11 protein-coding genes are annotated in these 16724 nt (G+C 45.3%); 4 read left to right on the top strand and 7 right to left on the bottom strand.

All coding sequences use genetic code 11. The features are described from left to right. Positions 1 to 179 precede the first annotated feature (179 nt). The 6 genes from katA to H580_RS0100475 form a co-directional block, all read right to left on the bottom strand. A complete protein-coding gene (gene katA, locus H580_RS0100500) occupies positions 180 to 1640 on the bottom strand; it encodes a catalase KatA (RefSeq protein ID WP_028593058.1) in 1461 nt (486 codons plus the stop codon). A 405-nt stretch (positions 1641 to 2045) separates the two neighbouring features. Continuing rightward, a complete protein-coding gene (locus H580_RS0100495; protein WP_028593057.1) occupies positions 2046 to 4091 on the bottom strand; it encodes a glycoside hydrolase family 15 protein in 2046 nt (681 codons plus the stop codon). A gap of 4 nt (positions 4092 to 4095) precedes the next feature. Then, positions 4096 to 6525, bottom strand: a complete 2430-nt coding sequence (locus H580_RS0100490; protein ID WP_028593056.1) for a sugar phosphate nucleotidyltransferase — start codon at positions 6523 to 6525, stop codon at positions 4096 to 4098. Continuing rightward, positions 6522 to 9617, bottom strand: coding sequence for a 1,4-alpha-glucan branching protein domain-containing protein (locus H580_RS0100485; protein WP_084508783.1), 3096 nt, complete (start codon positions 9615 to 9617; stop codon positions 6522 to 6524). The genes H580_RS0100490 and H580_RS0100485 overlap by 4 nt, the downstream gene beginning before the upstream one ends. A 26-nt stretch (positions 9618 to 9643) precedes the next feature. After that, positions 9644 to 10162, bottom strand: a complete 519-nt coding sequence (locus H580_RS25690) for a DUF4912 domain-containing protein (protein ID WP_084508781.1) — start codon at positions 10160 to 10162, stop codon at positions 9644 to 9646. A gap of 225 nt (positions 10163 to 10387) precedes the next feature. Continuing rightward, entirely contained in the window at positions 10388 to 10603 is a 216-nt protein-coding gene (locus H580_RS0100475) for a hypothetical protein (protein WP_028593053.1), read from the bottom strand. A 244-nt stretch (positions 10604 to 10847) separates the two neighbouring features. Between H580_RS0100475 and H580_RS0100470 the strand changes: the two genes are divergently transcribed. The 3 genes from H580_RS0100470 to H580_RS0100460 all read left to right on the top strand — a co-directional run bounded on the left by H580_RS0100470 (position 10848) and on the right by H580_RS0100460 (position 14584). After that, a complete protein-coding gene (locus tag H580_RS0100470; protein ID WP_028593052.1) occupies positions 10848 to 11258 on the top strand; it encodes a hypothetical protein in 411 nt (136 codons plus the stop codon). 293 nt (positions 11259 to 11551) lie between these two features. Next, positions 11552 to 13012 (top strand): ATP-binding protein, encoded by a 1461-nt coding sequence (locus H580_RS22815; RefSeq protein ID WP_051217117.1) that lies wholly within the window; start codon positions 11552 to 11554, stop codon positions 13010 to 13012. 51 nt (positions 13013 to 13063) lie between these two features. Further along, complete coding sequence (locus H580_RS0100460; RefSeq protein WP_036604246.1) at positions 13064 to 14584, top strand: leucyl aminopeptidase; 1521 nt, start codon at positions 13064 to 13066, stop codon at positions 14582 to 14584. Positions 14585 to 14653: 69 nt separating this feature from the next. Here the strand turns inward: H580_RS0100460 and H580_RS22810 are convergent, their stop codons facing one another. Continuing rightward, complete coding sequence (locus H580_RS22810; protein WP_084508779.1) at positions 14654 to 15643, bottom strand: DMT family transporter; 990 nt, start codon at positions 15641 to 15643, stop codon at positions 14654 to 14656. Positions 15644 to 15798: 155 nt separating this feature from the next. Between H580_RS22810 and H580_RS0100450 the strand changes: the two genes are divergently transcribed. Continuing rightward, entirely contained in the window at positions 15799 to 16695 is an 897-nt protein-coding gene (locus H580_RS0100450) for a LysR family transcriptional regulator (protein WP_028593049.1), read from the top strand. The last annotated feature ends 29 nt before the right edge of the window (positions 16696 to 16724 follow it).

The raw sequence follows: 16724 nt of genomic DNA, 5'->3' as shown, positions 1-16724 counted from the left end.
TAAGTAAATGTTTGTAATCTCACTTGCTTTATAAAAAAGACGGCTAAACCTAGAATTGTAGGTTTAGCCGTTTGTATGTTGAGAGGGAAAGTGTACATTCATTCGTATTCGTAAAATGAATGAAATGATTTCAAAGGTCATCAAGCTGAACGAAGCATTCAACTTTACAACAGCGATTCTTACTTGCTTTCTTCCGGAACATACATGCCAAGACCTTCTGCGACGCGCTTGCCGTATTCAGGATCAGCTTTGTAGAAATGCTGAATTTGACGCAGCTTAATCTCATCCTTCTCAACAGGCTTCATCGCAGCAACGATAGTGTCGACAAGTCGGCTGCGTTCTTCTTCTGACAGCAAACGATACAAATCACCAGCCTGTGTATAGTGATCATGATGATCATAGGCAACACTTTGTGCTTCGCCATGTACCGTATATGGAGCTGTTGCATGAGACGGGCTTTCCGTTGGTCCACCGAAGCTATTCGGCTCGTAGTAGACAGAAGCGCCTCCGTTGGAGTCAGCTCGCATTTGTCCATCGCGTTGATAATTGTGGACTTTGGCATGCGGACAGTTAATCGGCAATGTATTATGATTAGCGCCTACTCGATATCGATGTGCATCGGAATAAGCAAATAGGCGCCCTTGCAGCATTTTATCTGGTGAAGCTTCTATACCTGGAACGAAAGAACCTGGTGAGAAAGTCACTTGCTCTACTTCTGCAAAATAGTTTTCTGGATTGCGATCAAGCACCATACGTCCAACTTCAATTAATGGATAGTCTTTTTGTGACCATACTTTAGTAACATCAAATGGATCGAAGCGATACGTATTCGCATCTTGCTCCGGCATAATCTGCACATACAAGGTCCAAGCAGGGAAGTCGCCCTTATCGATGGCGTTGAACAAATCTTCTGTATGGTAGTCGGGATTTTCACCAGCAAGCTTAGCGGCTAGCTCGACATCCAAGTTTTTGATTCCTTGTTCTGTCTTGAAATGGTATTTGACCCATACTGCTTGACCTTCATTGTTCACCCATTTAAAGGTGTGACTGCCGAAGCCATGCATATGCCGCAAAGTCGCAGGAATACCACGATCCGACATCAAAATTGTGACTTGGTGCAGCGATTCAGGCGATAGTGACCAGAAGTCCCATACCGCGTTCGGGTTTTTCAAATGGGTCTGCGGATGGCGCTTCTGTGTATGGATGAAATCAGGAAATTTAATCGCATCGCGAATAAAGAAGACGGGTGTATTATTGCCGACTAAATCGTAATTGCCTTCTTCGGTATAAAATTTCACAGCAAATCCACGTGGGTCACGTACCGTATCAGCAGACCCAGACTCACCAGCTACAGTAGAGAAACGAATAAACATTGGCGTTCGCTTGCCGATCTCAGACAGGAAGCTTGCTTTTGTATAAGTAGATAAGTCATTTGTTACTTCAAAATAACCATGTGCGCCGGCACCTTTTGCATGAACGACACGTTCTGGTACGCGCTCGCGATTAAAATGGGCTAGTTTCTCCAGCAAATGAACATCTTGAATTAAGGTCGGTCCACGATGTCCGGCAGTCATTGAGTTCTGGTTATCACCAACGGGAGCTCCCCAACTTGTTGTCAATGTTCGCTTGTTCGTAGTCATAATCGATTCCCCCTAAAGGCCATGGTTTATTAGTGATTCATTTATAAGTTATATGATATCTAATATAATATAGAAATAAATACTTAATAATAATTATTATAATTAAATAAAAACAATAATCAAGCTGCATAACAAAAAAAGATGCAACGATATAACGTATGTAGGAATTCGCCCATCTAGTACACTTGAAAAGGTAGCGGGTTAAAATGACTGCCTCTGCTAACGGTTACTTGTTTGCTTTCTTTTTCTTTACCACTTTGTTGGCTTATTTAATCACCGATTAGGTGTGAAGGGGAGAGGCGGTGTTCATCATTATCTCTCATGAATGGATACATAAGGAAACCAACAAATATGCCCCGCAGCAAGCACTATAGGAACGAAGTGCTAACTGCAGGGCTGCGTATGTTACATAGACGGAGCTGAATCAAGTTCCTTATACCTCTTTACATATTTAAGCACGGTATCCACATACGTGGCGTGTGACCAAGTAAGTGGAGCTACCGAGAGCGGAGCGCCTGTAAAGGGATCGAGCTGCTCAGGCAGCATACCGCTTGGTAATGCATGACGAACCGTCCAGCGAAGCGTTTCCAATGGTTGCTGCAAATCGGCTAAGTTTTCAGCTATTGCTATCTCATAGGCAGCAAACCAAAGTGTGCAAATAATCCAAGGATTCCCTGGGGCGATATTCATGTCCGAACATCGTTGGAAATAATAATCTTGCCAATAGCGAGCGATTCCACCGACAGAAGTACGGATCGTTAAGCTATTTTGCAGCTTACTCATCGTTGAGCGTACTTTTGGATCTTTGGGCGGCAGCACGCCAAACTCATAAATGCCAAATATACTGCTTTCTGGCGTCATATCTTGTACCCAACGTCCATCTTTTCGATATAGACTGCGAGCAAAGCGTTTTTCTTCTTCATTCCACAAATGAGTAACAATGCCGCTTTTAATACGTTCGGCGCCTTTCAAATATCGCTCCGCACGTTCATCATCACCGAATAGCTGAGCGAATTGAGAGGCTGCGGTAAGACCGCCATACACAGCTGAGGCTGTAAACGTAAATATGCCATATCGTTCTTCCCATAAATCGTAGCTTGGCTGTGGCAAGTTCAATTGAGTATCCGTATAACGGAGCAGAAATCCCGCAGCTTGACGGATAAGAGACTGATAAAGCGATTGTGGACGCTCAATATCGCCATGCTCACTATAATCATGCCATAGCGCATGCAGTACGAGAGCGGTCTCATCTTCTTGAATCGGCAGCTGGCTGCGCCCGTCATGCACATAGGGATGCCAACTGGAGCCGACTGTGCCGTCTGGATTGTATTTATGGTACAAATAGCCTTCACTGCTGAGTGCCCGTGTACAGAAGCGAAAGAATGGCTCAATCATGCCATGGTAGCCAGCTGAAGACATCGCTTTAGCGACGAGTGCGCCATCTCGGGGCCACATATAACTGTAGTGATCGCGGTTGAACTGCATAATATCGGTGTCATTGGCTGCAATAATAGCGCCTTCTGCATCGGTCTGCGTCCGCACGATAAGCAGACTTTGCTTATAGCTCTGGATAAGCGCTTCATCCAAATTCGCGAAATCTGGATTATTTTTGTTCACCCAACGGCGCCAATACGTATTCACTCGATCGATGAGCCTTCCTGGACCGCTCTCACGGACGTACTGATTAAGCTTTTTCACATCGTCCAAATGTGTCCCGGCAGCAAACCAGTAAAAGTGAGTCGACAAACCATTTGGTGAAAGATAAGATCTAGAGCTTATCGTACTATCTACTGAACCTTGCGCGATGGCATTGCCCATTAAGCGACCGTCTTCCGCATCTCTCCATGTGCCTTCAGCTTGATGAAATCGCTTTATTCCCGTTGTAAACTCGTAAATGCTATCGAGAGCAGGGGGCGGTTCACGCCCCGTTACACGCTCCAAGTTCTGATCATTGTTCGAGTTAGGTTTTGTGGCTGATTCGGCACAGGCGTTAAACATGAAGTAATGGTCTTTTTTATAATGGAAAACCGTGCGTTGATCTGGATAATAGGCAGCTGTATCGCCGACCTCGGTTTCATTGATGACTAGATCTTGGTGGAAAAAGAGGCGAACTTCACGTTCTATCGACGTATGATTTTTGATGCGAACTTTGCGCAAAAATATAGGGTCACGTTGGTGAACGGCATCTTCAATCGTTAAAGAAAGCTGTAAAGCAGGATGATGCGCCTCTACTTTAGTGACAAGGGATTCACTTCGATACCCCATTGAAATAGACCATTCTGGTTCATCGAGCCAACTAAATTGATGGTCTACCCAGACCCCTAGTCGACATTTGTGACCGCCGACATGATTGAGCTGGCCGACATAAGGATAGTAAATGTCACGAATGTAGGCATGTTGGTCGAGGTTCACGAGCATTTTGCCGTTGCCTACAACAAGATAACGTGGCATGATATCACTTCCTTAACGTTTGATGTGATTGAAACAAGCGGGAAGCGTAATCATGAGCTAGACGTTCTGCGTCCATGGAATTGTTAGCATGTGCGTATATTTGAAACAGTGGTTCATCCGCATCGGGCATAATGAGCACAGTTCCATCATCGCCTGAAATACGAATGCCATCCAGCAGTTCTACTTGCTGTCCATCAGACCGAACCCATTCCATCACTTTTCGCATTAAGATGCCTTTTTCATGCCAGCCGCACTGAACAATTTCTTTAGCGGTGTGCGATTCTGGAAGATTATGCAGCAGACTTTCTACTGCGCTATTCTCTTCTGCGAACAATTGCAATAGTAGGCCGATGGCATAAAGGCGATGGCCGAGGGGGCAGAATGGAACTCCTGCTGTCGCTTCCATAACCGAACGTAACGATTCCTTCGTGCGAACTAATCGCAGCGTACGTCCCATCTTTTCTTCATCGATACCTATGCTGAACGAAGCAGGGACGCCTAGCACAGCGGGGACGCCAGTACGTTCAAGTGCATAAGCAATTAAGTGCATAAGCCCATCATCTGAGAGTAGAGAGCCTGAGCGTGTGACCACTTGAAGCTGAAGATCATCCCCTACATAAATGCCCACATCTGAATGTGTCTGTTGTATTAGTGCTGCTAGTGATTCTGTATCAAAGGCATAGTCTTGAATAATGAGTCTTCTGCCTCCAATTGCGGCTGAAAAGCGTTGGACAAGATCGATGTCAACAGAAGGAGCGAGTTGAAGCACATAAGCGAGAGAGGAAGTGTGGGCAGCAGAGAAGTCTAGTTCTTTCGCAAGTGCCGACAAGTATTGATCAACAGCATATGCATCCTGCCTCCAACTGCCTACTGCTTCGGCATGGCAGCGTACGTAGTCTTCTTGAAAATAGGCGTTCTCGATCTTTCGTTCTGCTGACTTGGCAATTGGCCAACCGTGGCCATCCATCCATGACAGTACCACTTGAGGCACAAGTTGATGATCCAATTGGACTTTTATGTGAACAGCACCATGTGCAGAACGATTGCGTACGGCATGGCGAGTTACTTCGTCCGCGCATATTCCGATGTCTACAACATGGACGCCTACAGACCGAAGGCCTGATACAAAGCTGTCTCGCAACAAGGAAGAATAAGCATGGCTGCAGTTTGCTACAATTACGGTAGCTTCATTTGGCAGCGTATAGCCATATGCCGCCCCTAGCTTTCCAGCTCGGTCAGGGTGGATATCCACATTCGGGATCCCAACAATGCCCCGACTTGTGAACAGGGGCTTGGAAGCCTCGTTGCTCCAAATTAAAGATTCATGAACGGATGTGTTCGTTGGCACAGTTTTGTTAGGCCATAATCGTACATTGCTTCTAATCGTTGCTTTGGATCCAATCGTGCATCCTGATCCAATGACGCATCCTTCATCTAGCTGTGCACCAGAACCGATGATGATGCGATTCATCATGAGACTGTCTTGCATTTCGCTATGCTCGCCAACATAATTTCCGTTCCACATAATCGTACGCTCCAGCTTGGAGGAAGAGTGAATGGTGTTGCCTTCGCCGAGTATGGTATACGGCCCTATCGAACTAGCGGGATGCAATTTGCATCCTGATGCGATATAAGCAGGTCCGTTAAGATGGATGCGGGAAGGTAGTTTCACGTCGGACTCCAAGTATATGCCTGGCATCACTTCTGTGGCAGCCAAGTTTACCGATACTTTTCGATCTAGCATATCGAACTGAGATTGACGATACTGGGTCAAGTTGCCAATGTCTGACCAATATCCTGAAGCGGTATAACCGTATAGCCGTTCCTTTTTTTGCAGCAGGGTTGGGAAGAGGTCTAGGCTGAAGTCGTAAGGTGAGTTATCTGGTATCCAATTGAAGATGGATGGTTCTAACACGTAAATGCCAGTATTGACTGTATCGCTGAATACCTCGCTCCAGCTAGGCTTCTCCAGAAAGCGCGTGACACGGCCATCTGATTCTGTCATCACAACTCCATACTCTAGAGGGGAGTCCACTTGAGTAAGAACCATCGTTGCCAGCGCTTGCTTCGATCTATGATATTCAATTGCCTGCCTTAAGTTGAAATCGGTTAGTGCATCACCGCTCACGACAATAAAAGTCTCATCAAGGAATGCTTCCGCATTTTTCACGCTACCAGCTGTCCCTAAAGGTGAATCTTCTTCGAAATAAACGAGCTGTACGCCATACTCAGAGCCATCTCCAAAATGCTCACGAACGGAATCTGGCAAGTATTGAAGGGTGACAGCAATTTGATGAATGTCGTGACGCTTCAACAAGTCGATAATGTACGCCATGCAAGGACGATTAAGCAGCGGTACCATCGGTTTCGGCGTGTTTAACGTTAGAGGACGCAGGCGTGTACCTTTTCCTCCAGCCATAATAACTGCTTTCATTGAGCTATCACTCCTTCATAAACTTGTCTGGTAGAAAGGGAAATGGCATCCCAATCATAAAGAGTTGTCACTTTTCGATAGGCTTGCTTAGCGAACTGCTCGGCTTTGTCAGGATGGAGCAGCAATTCGGTAATGTGCCATGCGAGAGACTCGGTATGTCCACACAGCGCTTTATAGCCATCATGATTATGGTCGATAATTTCCGCCAACCCTCCTGTATCCGAGACGACGATAGGTACCCCACGGCCCATCGCTTCCAGTGCAACGATACCGAAAGGTTCGTACAAGCTAGGAAATACGGATACATCTGTAATATCAAAGAGCAGATCGCGTTCTTCATCGTTGACGAATCCTGTAAAATGCACACAATGGGACAAGCCAAGTTCAGCAGTAAGGCGCTTAAGTTCGGATGCCATAGGGCCTGCTCCAGCGATAACAAGTTTTACGTTAGGAACGCGTTCTTGGACAAGATTTAGCGATGACAATAGCACTTGTACGCCTTTTTCATAAACGAGCCGACCAATGAAAAAAATGATTTTGTCTTCTGGCTTAGCAATTGTTGAGCGAAAAGCTCGGACCGTATCCGTATTTGTGCTGCGAATCGGCAATGAAATGTGATCGGGAGAGTGATTGTGTGCAGAAGAAGAGATCGTACTAACAATTTCGACCCCATTGGGAATGACACTTACTTTCATAGGCGGCAAATCAAAAATTCGCTCGACTTCACGCTTCATTGCTTGTGAACAGACGATAACATGCTCCGCTTTTTGCGTAAGTTCGTACTCCATTTCGTGAATGCGTTGCTGCATGTCAGTATGAATAGCCCCGTGATTGCGCCCATGCTCTGTTGCGTGAATCGTAACTACAAGCGGGAGCTGGTAGGCTTCCTTTAAATCTTGAGCTGCTAGATAAACAAGCCAATCATGGGCATGAATGAAATCAAAATGAATGCCTTCTGTAATGAGGGCGTCGGTACAAATCGTAAAGGATGCATTCATCTGAAAAATCCAATCCATAAACCCAATCTCGGTCATGGATGGGGCGAGAGGAACTCGATGTACATGAATTCCATCCATTTTTTCATAGAGTGGTGTTCCAGATACTTCTCTAGTGACAATATGAATCTCACAATCTCTTTTAACGAGATAGCGTGACAAATCATAAACAGCTCGTGACAAGCCTCCTATCACTAATGGCGGGAATTCCCAAGCCAGCATGAGGATGCGTTTTTTATGCCAAGCTGAGTTTTTTGTAAGACTGTTTCTATCATTTGCATCTTGCTGAGAAGGAGAAGCGGGTAGCTGCTGACGAATATAAGCAAATAAGGATGAGAGCATAAGCTGATGGTCAGATGATGACGGTGCCGCACTAGTAGAGCTATTACGATGGCTGTTAAGTGCTCTCGTCTGTTCATTTGTTATGGCATCCAGCAGAACGCGATAATGCAGGTTAGGGAAACAAGGGGTGTCAGCCTCGAATTTCTCCAATTCCGCCAAATTGTAAATGCCGTGCTCCAACATATGAAGAAGTGTCTGACAACGCTCAAGATGATGATTTGTGCGTTCGATTGCATAACTTGGTACGGTATCTGCATCAAGAATGAACGCCCAATCACTTGCCGCTGCCAGCATAAGTTCACGAATCGATTGATTGGCAAGTCGTTCTCGAATGGTAGAATAGCCCCAATCATTCGCGTGTCTTTGCAGCACGGTGAGGAGTTCTTCCTCTGCTTTGTGAAGCTGCTTATAGATCCAGTCGTTTTTTTCTTGGAGCCAAACTTCAGCGTAACCGCCGCGTCCCCAACTGCTCATCGACATCTCAGCTTGCTGCACATTTGGTACAGCGTTCACATAGTCGAGCGGGGAGACGAAACTTACTGTTTGATTGCCTTGCTTCTGCATCTCATGCCATTCTCTGAATACGGCCTCGATCCATTGCGGTCCCTCATACCACCAATGTCCGAATAACTCAGCATCATATGGACATAGAACAATGGGAATGCCCGTTACATTGTCTTTGGCATGCCTTAGTTGTTGTATCCGACTATGTATAAAATGTCGTGCGTGATCGACCGTGCGTGCACGGGCCCATTCTGGGCAATAGGGCTGCTTCTCCCCATTGCTGCCGGTAATGCGATAATATTTCAAGCCCGTATTAATTCGGGATCCATCGGCTAATAAATGAGGCTTAATATAGTTCCATTCGTCCTCGTCATACCAGCCAAGATCGAATCCGATATCACGGTAATATTCCCGATAATCCGGATCACCCGGGTAGCCTTCGTGACTGCTCCATACTTGATGGGAAGACATTGCATCTCTTGGGAAAGCATACACGCCGTCCTCCGTCGCGATCGGTACGAACGTATCGTTGACTGGCATTGGCTCAGCATGCTGTAGTGCATGCTGGTCAACTATAAAGTAGCGAATACCGCTTTGCTGCAATAGTTTTGATAAATGAGGGGCGTAAGCACATTCAGGAAGCCAGATGCCATCTGGCCGAACACCGAAGTGGCGCTCATGCTCCATGATTCCGTATTCAATTTGAGCTTGTGCAAGTGCAGCATGCTTAAGGAATGGGAGGAATGCATGGGTTAATGCACATGTCATTAGCTCTAGATGTCCTGCTTCATAATGACGCTTAAATTGAGGGATAATGGAACGATCCCATTCGCGAAACCGCTGAAGAAGGTAGGACCAATGCTGGGCATACATGTTTGCTACAGCTTGCAGCTCTGGTTGCGCTGCTGTTCGTGCTATTTCCGATTGTGCCAACTCAACAGAGCGCGACAAATAACGTTCATAGCGTACTTGCATGAGTGGATCATCCATCATAGCTAGCAGAGTTGGCGTTAATGTCATCGTCAGCCGGTAAGGAACCCGATCACGTTCCAGACGATCGAACATATCCAGGAGAGGGAGGTACGTCTCTGTCATGGCTTCATAGAACCAACGTTCCTCTAATCTCTCTGCCTGCTCGTTATGTCGTACATAGGGAAGATGGGCATGCAGCACTAAAGCTACACAGCCATCGCCCGCTTTATGCACCCTATTTAGAGAAATCGTCGAGTTTGTTTCAAGCAATTGGCTCATCGTATCGTCTAACCCCTTTAACATGATTAATTGTCGCTATAAAGCGTGTATGTTGAGAATTGTTGAAACGGCGAGTAATTGGATTGTCCGTATTGTTGGTGTTGGGAGTCAGATTGCGAGCATCCGTGAATAGTTGCTGATTCATGCCTGACTTCTACTATCCAATCCGGGTCATTACGCGGGGTTCCGACTTGAGTTGAGCGTAGAAGAGAGACGAATTGGTGATTGTGATTAATAAATCCATAATCAAGCGCATATCGATGGCGAGGCGCCACGTGACGGAAGTACCAGCTCTCACTATTGCCAACCTCGGTATCATAGTAGGTCAAGGGCGAGGTGTCTGGTTCCGAGTAAGAATATTGATACAGGCGGGCAACTCTGCGCAGTTCATGCCAAGAGCTCCGGTAGTGCCGTTCGATAAGAGACTTTAGACGTTTGCTTACTTCCCAATAGCCAAACAGAACCGTCGGCTGTTGAACCATCAGGTGAATAATATTGCTCTGATTCGCAGTATAATGGCGATTATTAATGGATGGCTGAACCATAGCTGCCTCCTTCCGTTCTCTTTATTGCGCATGTGCTGAAGACCGCACAAACTAGTTTCCTGATCATCTTATCCGTGCGTACAAAGATGTATGTCTAAGTTTTTGGTAAAGATAACCCAGTAAAACTTAAAATCTTGTTGATTGTGAATCTATAAAATGAGGTATTATCTTAGTAGATCATCGTGAAGAAAAGAGAAGCTGGCGGATTTTATCCGTACTGTATCCTTATGAAGTGGGCACACCAAACTTTGCTTGCGTGAGACGAACGAAGTCATCATACCGATTTTCAGAATGCAGCAGCTGCTCGAACGTATTTATAGATATGGATGAAAAAGATCTACATTCGCCTGTTGCATAGCTAGCAACTAATTCGTGGTTTCTTTCGTTGTAAGTTAAGTAACTGATTTGCTTGGATGACAGGAACAATACGTGAGAAGACATCTTTTCATTCCTCCGTTCCATTGGTTAGGTTTTATCATCTATATGCGCTTGCTAAATTGCTTATGCGTGTAGGACAATCGAGTCACGAGCAAGACTTTAGTCACCATTTTTCATCATAAAAAGGAATTTCGTGGTAACGAAGCGAATATGCTTCTATAACTATGTTCCGCGATACAACTTGGGTACACTACTTATAAGTGCAACGCTTCTCATTTACTCTGACGTTATGCTGAGGAGGGAGAACATGAGCTTCTGTTGTGGAGCAAGTATGATAGGAACACAGGGGTCATTACAGCATTATCGAACAAGGATTCATAATGTTCCCCTGTTGCTGTGCCCGGTATGTCAGCGCATCGAGGTACATTATTTGGTTGAAAATGAGTATGAAATCGTTGCTGATTATGCGCAGACAGATGGGGCGGAGGAAGTTGACTTTCAAGAGTATGTCGTGCAGGATGAAAGCCGTATATTTGAGAACTGTGTCAATCATGAGGATGAAGATCCTCTAGATATCGTCCGCAGCCAGATTGATGTGTCATTAGACTTATTGGCGCTGGCGAAGCAGTGGGATGACAAGCCCTGGGAGTTGCAATTGAAGCGTCGATTGGCGCTCATGAGCAGGCGTAAAGCCCAGTTGATGAAGCAGCGTTCGTGAATCAGTTGTTACAACAACAAGCAGAAGTTTCCTTTATCAACATAGGCGATTCATGTTGTTTGTCGCACGGACTATCTCTTCTAAGTCTGTTCACATACGACATGGATCGCTTTCTTTGAGTTTCATCATGCACAACGTTCCATTTAGGTTACTTTTAGCCGATTCATCTTTTTATACGATTATTCGACATTTTCTAGGGTTGATAAAGTGATGTCATTATAACTATCATGTAACTATTGGTAACCAGAGCACATCTTGTCCAGTCAAAAGTAGTGGGCAGTGAGGTGATCACGATGATAAGTCCTTCCGAAGATACGGTGTTGGACATAGTGAATTGGAAGTCGCAGTATACAAAGAGTTTGCGCCAGTTTATGTTGAACGGCAGCGAGAAAGACTTGGAGACGGCCAGAACAATTGCTAGGACAAGCCAACAAGTGAAGCCCTATGACGTATTAACCCTTCATGAAGATACGATGACTATGATGATGTCACATGTGGAATGGAATGAAGCTGCAAAGATGCTGCATCGATCTTATGTCTATTTTGTGGAATGCTTGTCCGTCATTCAGATGGAACAAGGGAGCAAGGAGGGGGAGTTTTTGGCTATCAACCCTATTCGGGAACCTTGGATGCAACCTAGTCGTGCTCTATTTGCCGGGGACTTCAACCAGAACAAGTACGAAAACGTACTGCAGCAGATGGACTGTGCTATCGTATTGTTCGATGAAGACGGTACTCTTTCATTTGTCAATGTTGCAACCGCCACGTTACTTCAAGTTCCGCGCAAACAATTAGTCGGCTGCACGCTGATTGAACTTATGCGTCATCCGTTAATTCAACGGGATAAACGGAAATTGATGATTCGAGTATTCCGAGAGACTATCCAAAGGAGAAAGCGCTATCATGAAATAACGGATCGTCAAGGAAGAACTTTTCTCGTGACGTTCACCCACGGTGAGCAAATGGACGGAGATTTCTTATTCAGCATTAAGGATGTGTCGGACTATAAGCGTATTGAACAGACAGCTGTACAGAATGATAAGCTGGCGATACTAGGTAAAATTGCGGCAGCAATTGCGCATGAAATACGCAACCCATTAACATCTATTCGCGGATTTATTCAATTGCTGAGACCTCATTTGATGAACTTAGGCAAGGAAGAATATGCACGCATCATACTGGCTGAAATCGATCGAGCCAACGATATCATTTTTGAGTTTCTTAACTCTTCTAAACCGACAGCTCCCCTTACGACAGAAGTTCCGATTTCGTCTTTGCTGCGGGAAGTGGTGCTATTGACCGAGAGCGAGGCGTTAATGAAGGACTGTGAAATAGAGTGGATGGAACATGCGCCTGAACAGCCTCTTACTGTATCTATAGACGTGAAGCAGATTAAGCAAGTGTTTCTAAATATGATACGCAATGCAATCGATGCGATTGTTGAGGTGGCTCACCTCCGCAAAGGTACCATTCAAATTCACGCCGTTAAAGAAGGCAAGTATGTAGCCGTAACGATACGTGACAACGGAAAAGGGATGGATGAACGAACCCTTGAACGGCTGTTTGATCCTTTCTTTACAACGAAAAATGAAGGGACAGGCTTAGGCTTGTCTGTCAGCTATCGCATTATTCGTAATCATGGCGGAGTGATCGAGGTAGACAGTCAGCAAGAGGAATGGACCCAATTTGTTATTCGCTTGCCGATTTCGAATGGTGAACATCCTCGCCCTTCTTCTTCCCTTGGAGAATGGTAAGTTTGATATGATATAATAGATGACATCATAAGAAGATAAAGGGTGGTCAGGATGGTTAAACTCACGAATGCAGAAGCACTTCAACACGTAACAATCCAAGTTAGCTCTTCACTAGAACAATCCGTAGAAGCGGATGCGATTATTGCAATAGCAACAAAATCAGAATGGTTAAATGGGATGATGAATGTTCCCGGTGCAGCCATTTGTAAGCAGTCGATACAGACAGGCGTCATTAAAGCACAAGCGGGAAGTGTTCATGTATTTCCAGCAGGTGAAGGCCAGGTGCGTTTCTTAATAGCGATCGTTCGTTCCGAACATGGATGGACAACGGAAGAATTGCGCTGTGCGTTTGCAAAAGCAGCAAGAGAAGCGGTTAGATTGAAGGCAGCTCATCCTGCTATATTTGTAACGCATGAGTTTGCTGTAATTACGCCTGAGAAGCGTACGGCTCTTGTAGCTCAAGCTGTGGTAGAAGGATACTTGTTAGGAGCTTATCAACGTGATACGTATAAGAAAGAAGCAGAGGCTCCACATCATTTGCAAACGCTAGAGCTGTTCGGAGCTGTTCTGGATCATGAACAATGGAAAGTGGGCGCAGAACGTGGCCATGCTTATGCGATTGGTACGACGATTGCAAGAGACTTGACCAATTTGCCAGGCAATGAACTTTATCCTTCTACATTAGCTGACGTAGCAGCTCGTATAGCAGATACGTATCAGTTAGAAATAGAAATACTTGATGAAACCCAGCTTGAGGCTAAAGGTATGGGCGGCATTATCGGTGTAGGCAAAGCAAGTGTAAACCCACCGCGCCTAATCGTCCTTAAGTACCAAGGCAAAGAGGAATGGTCAGATGTACTTGGGCTTGTGGGCAAAGGCATTACGTTTGACACGGGTGGTATTTCCTTAAAACGGGCAGATGGTATGGAAGAAATGATTAGTGATATGGGGGGCTCAGCGGCTGTTCTAGGTACGATGGCAACGATCGGTCGTTTGCGTCCGAACAAGAACGTCATTTGTGTCATTGCATCTGCAGAGAACATGCCAGGCGGCAATGCTTTGAAACCGGGGGATATCGTAAAGACCTACAGTGGGCGCACCATTGAGGTCATCAATACGGATGCTGAAGGCCGAGTTGTTCTGTCTGATGCGATGACCTATGCGAAGGAACTCGGCGCATCGAAGCTTATCGATGTAGCTACATTGACAGGGGCTGCGATCGTGGCATTTGGTGATGTGACGACAGCTGCGATTACGAATGATGAGCCTTTATTGAATGAGGTGCTTGCAGCATCTATGCGAGCAGGCGAGCACGTATGGGCGCTTCCATCTCATAAGGAGTACTGGGATTTATTAAAGAGTGATGTGGCGGATGTTCGCAATAGCTGTGGACGCGGAGGCGGAACAATAACGGGTGGATTGTTTATTGGAACATTCGCTGACGGCTTGCCTTGGGTTCATCTTGACATTGCGGGAACTTCATACTTGAAGAAGTCGCGGGGCGTTAATCCGAAAGGCGGAACAGGCGTTATGGTACGTACACTTGCGGAGACAATATATCCTTACGTGTAACAGCAAAAGCGAGTTGCAAGCAAGAAGGAGAGGCCATCTTCATGACCTCTCCTTCATCCCATTCTGTGATTAGGTTTGTTGAGCTACATTCGATCTGCGAGTCTTGCTTCTTTTCTCCTGCATCGTCGCTTGAGAGTTAGATTCTGCTCTGCGACTTGCTACGTTATCTACAATGAGTGCACAAGTAATGATGACTGTTCCCAAAATTTCTGCTGCAGATACTTGATAGCCCTGAATAATGGAAATGATAAACGTTGTAGCAGGGACAAAGTTGATGAAGAGCATGCCGTTAACAGGTGACAGCAGTTCAATGCCTTTAAGCCAGCACAGCAGTGCTAACAATCCTGCAATGAAAATCATAAATGACATTTCAGGCCAAACCCCAGTTAATTCATGAATGGCAGGTGCTTGAATCTGATCAAATGCAGATAAGATAAGAACAACAACGAGGGAAGTCGCTGACCCATATACGCAAGTTAATGTCGAAATTCGGAGTGCAGACCAACCTTTAAATTGTCCGCATGATATGGTGTAAATCACCCATCCGACAACAGCTACAAAGATAGCTAATAGTGGAATTGGTTTGAATTCGCCACTGCTAAACATCCCCAAGTCGCCTTTCGTAACGACGAAGAGAACACCGATAAATGCTGCTATTACACATCCTAGTGTAATCATGCGCGGCCTCTTGCGAGTTACTGCCCAGACGATGAGAACCGCGAGCATAGGCATAAATGACTCCATAATGGAGGCTAATAATACTCCTGACTTTCCTAGTTCCTTCTGTCCCCAAAATATACCGAAATTATAAACGGTAAAGGCAAACGTACCGGACATCCAGAGTAAGAAGAATCGACCTTCCGCACGAAATGCTTGTCGACCTTCTTTCCAAAGAAGCAAAAAGATTAGTAATACGGATACAGTTACATAACGAATGGTTGAGAACCAAAATGGATCCAAATGATGCAAGGCGCTTTCTGCAACAGGGAACATCGCTCCCCATGCTACAGCTGCAATGAAGCAGCATAGAGCACCTTTCCATAGACGTGACGCCGACATTTTTACATTCACTCCTAGCATATACACTTTGTATTTATACGACTTCTACTATTTTCAATAACATCATAAGTGGCTTCAACTATCTTGTAAAATAATTATAAGTGATTTAAAGTATCATTATTAATGATATCAAAGTGTCATCGGAGAGGTGCATTATGGAAATTAGCGATATGCAAATCTTTATGGAAGTAGCAAAACAAGGCAGTGTAAGTAAGGCTGCAGAGCAGCTTGGATATGTACAATCGAATGTAACAGCTCGTATACGCTCTCTGGAAAAAGAAATGGGCCGACCGCTGTTTCAACGCCATCGTCGTGGTATGACATTGAATCCAGAAGGTCGAAAGCTACTCGTTTATGCGGAAAAAATGACGATGCTGATGAATGAAATGCATAAAGCCTTTCAAAATCCGGAAGATCCGGCGGGCATGCTGAAAATTGGTTCTGTCGAGACGGTTGTTGGATTGCCTGACATATTGAATCTATTTTACCGCAGATATACGAACGTAGATATTTCGCTAGTTACAGGTGTTACGGAATCTCTGACGGAAGAGGTGCAGCAGCTTAAGCTGGATGGAGCATTTGTATCTGGTCCTGTAGATGTGCCTAATATCGATCAGCACGTTGTTTTTGAAGAGGAGCTTGTACTCGTATGCAGTCACAGTCGAGAGGAGTTAAATACGCATACGAAATTAGAGGAATTGCTGCATCTGCCATTGCTCGTGTTTCGTCGTGGCTGCGGTTACCGTGCCAAATTGGAGAAATGGATGCAAAGCGAAGGGGTCACACCGATTAAAGTGATGGAGTTCGGTACGTTAGAGACGATCATTGGTACAGTTGTGGCTGGCTTGGGCATCACATTAGTGCCTCGTGCGGCTGTGCATAAGTTGGAACGTGAAGGATTGGTTACGTTGTTCTCCATTCCTGAATTATTTCGCCAAGTATCTGTTGTTTATATACGTCGCTCTGATGCTTATATGGGAGAAGTTGAACGTCGCTTTCTTGAGACGATAACAGAAGTGAGAGCAAAGCGTCTTGCTGCCATGTATGAGTAAAGCAAGTCGGGGAATGTAAAAGTGGAGTG

Source organism: Paenibacillus assamensis DSM 18201 (assembly GCF_000422445.1).
GTDB classification, from domain to species: domain Bacteria; phylum Bacillota; class Bacilli; order Paenibacillales; family Paenibacillaceae; genus Paenibacillus_B; species Paenibacillus_B assamensis.
The sequence above is the reverse complement of the archived record's forward strand: the minus strand, read 5'-3'. Positions and strand labels throughout refer to the sequence as shown.

Excerpts from the sequence above, each read along its gene's own strand:
- H580_RS22810 (WP_084508779.1), bottom strand. The coding sequence starts at position 15,643 with ATGTCGGCGTCACGTCTATGGAAAGGTGCTCTATGCTGCTTCATTGCA.
- H580_RS0100490 (WP_028593056.1), bottom strand. The coding sequence starts at position 6,525 with ATGAAAGCAGTTATTATGGCTGGAGGAAAAGGTACACGCCTGCGTCCT.
- katA (WP_028593058.1), bottom strand. The coding sequence starts at position 1,640 with ATGACTACGAACAAGCGAACATTGACAACAAGTTGGGGAGCTCCCGTT.
- H580_RS22815 (WP_051217117.1), top strand. The coding sequence starts at position 11,552 with ATGATAAGTCCTTCCGAAGATACGGTGTTGGACATAGTGAATTGGAAG.
- H580_RS25690 (WP_084508781.1), bottom strand. The coding sequence starts at position 10,162 with ATGGTTCAGCCATCCATTAATAATCGCCATTATACTGCGAATCAGAGC.
- H580_RS0100495 (WP_028593057.1), bottom strand. The coding sequence starts at position 4,091 with ATGCCACGTTATCTTGTTGTAGGCAACGGCAAAATGCTCGTGAACCTC.
- H580_RS0100475 (WP_028593053.1), bottom strand. The coding sequence starts at position 10,603 with ATGTCTTCTCACGTATTGTTCCTGTCATCCAAGCAAATCAGTTACTTA.
- H580_RS0100450 (WP_028593049.1), top strand. The coding sequence starts at position 15,799 with ATGGAAATTAGCGATATGCAAATCTTTATGGAAGTAGCAAAACAAGGC.
- H580_RS0100485 (WP_084508783.1), bottom strand. The coding sequence starts at position 9,617 with ATGAGCCAATTGCTTGAAACAAACTCGACGATTTCTCTAAATAGGGTG.
- H580_RS0100460 (WP_036604246.1), top strand. The coding sequence starts at position 13,064 with ATGGTTAAACTCACGAATGCAGAAGCACTTCAACACGTAACAATCCAA.
- H580_RS0100470 (WP_028593052.1), top strand. The coding sequence starts at position 10,848 with ATGAGCTTCTGTTGTGGAGCAAGTATGATAGGAACACAGGGGTCATTA.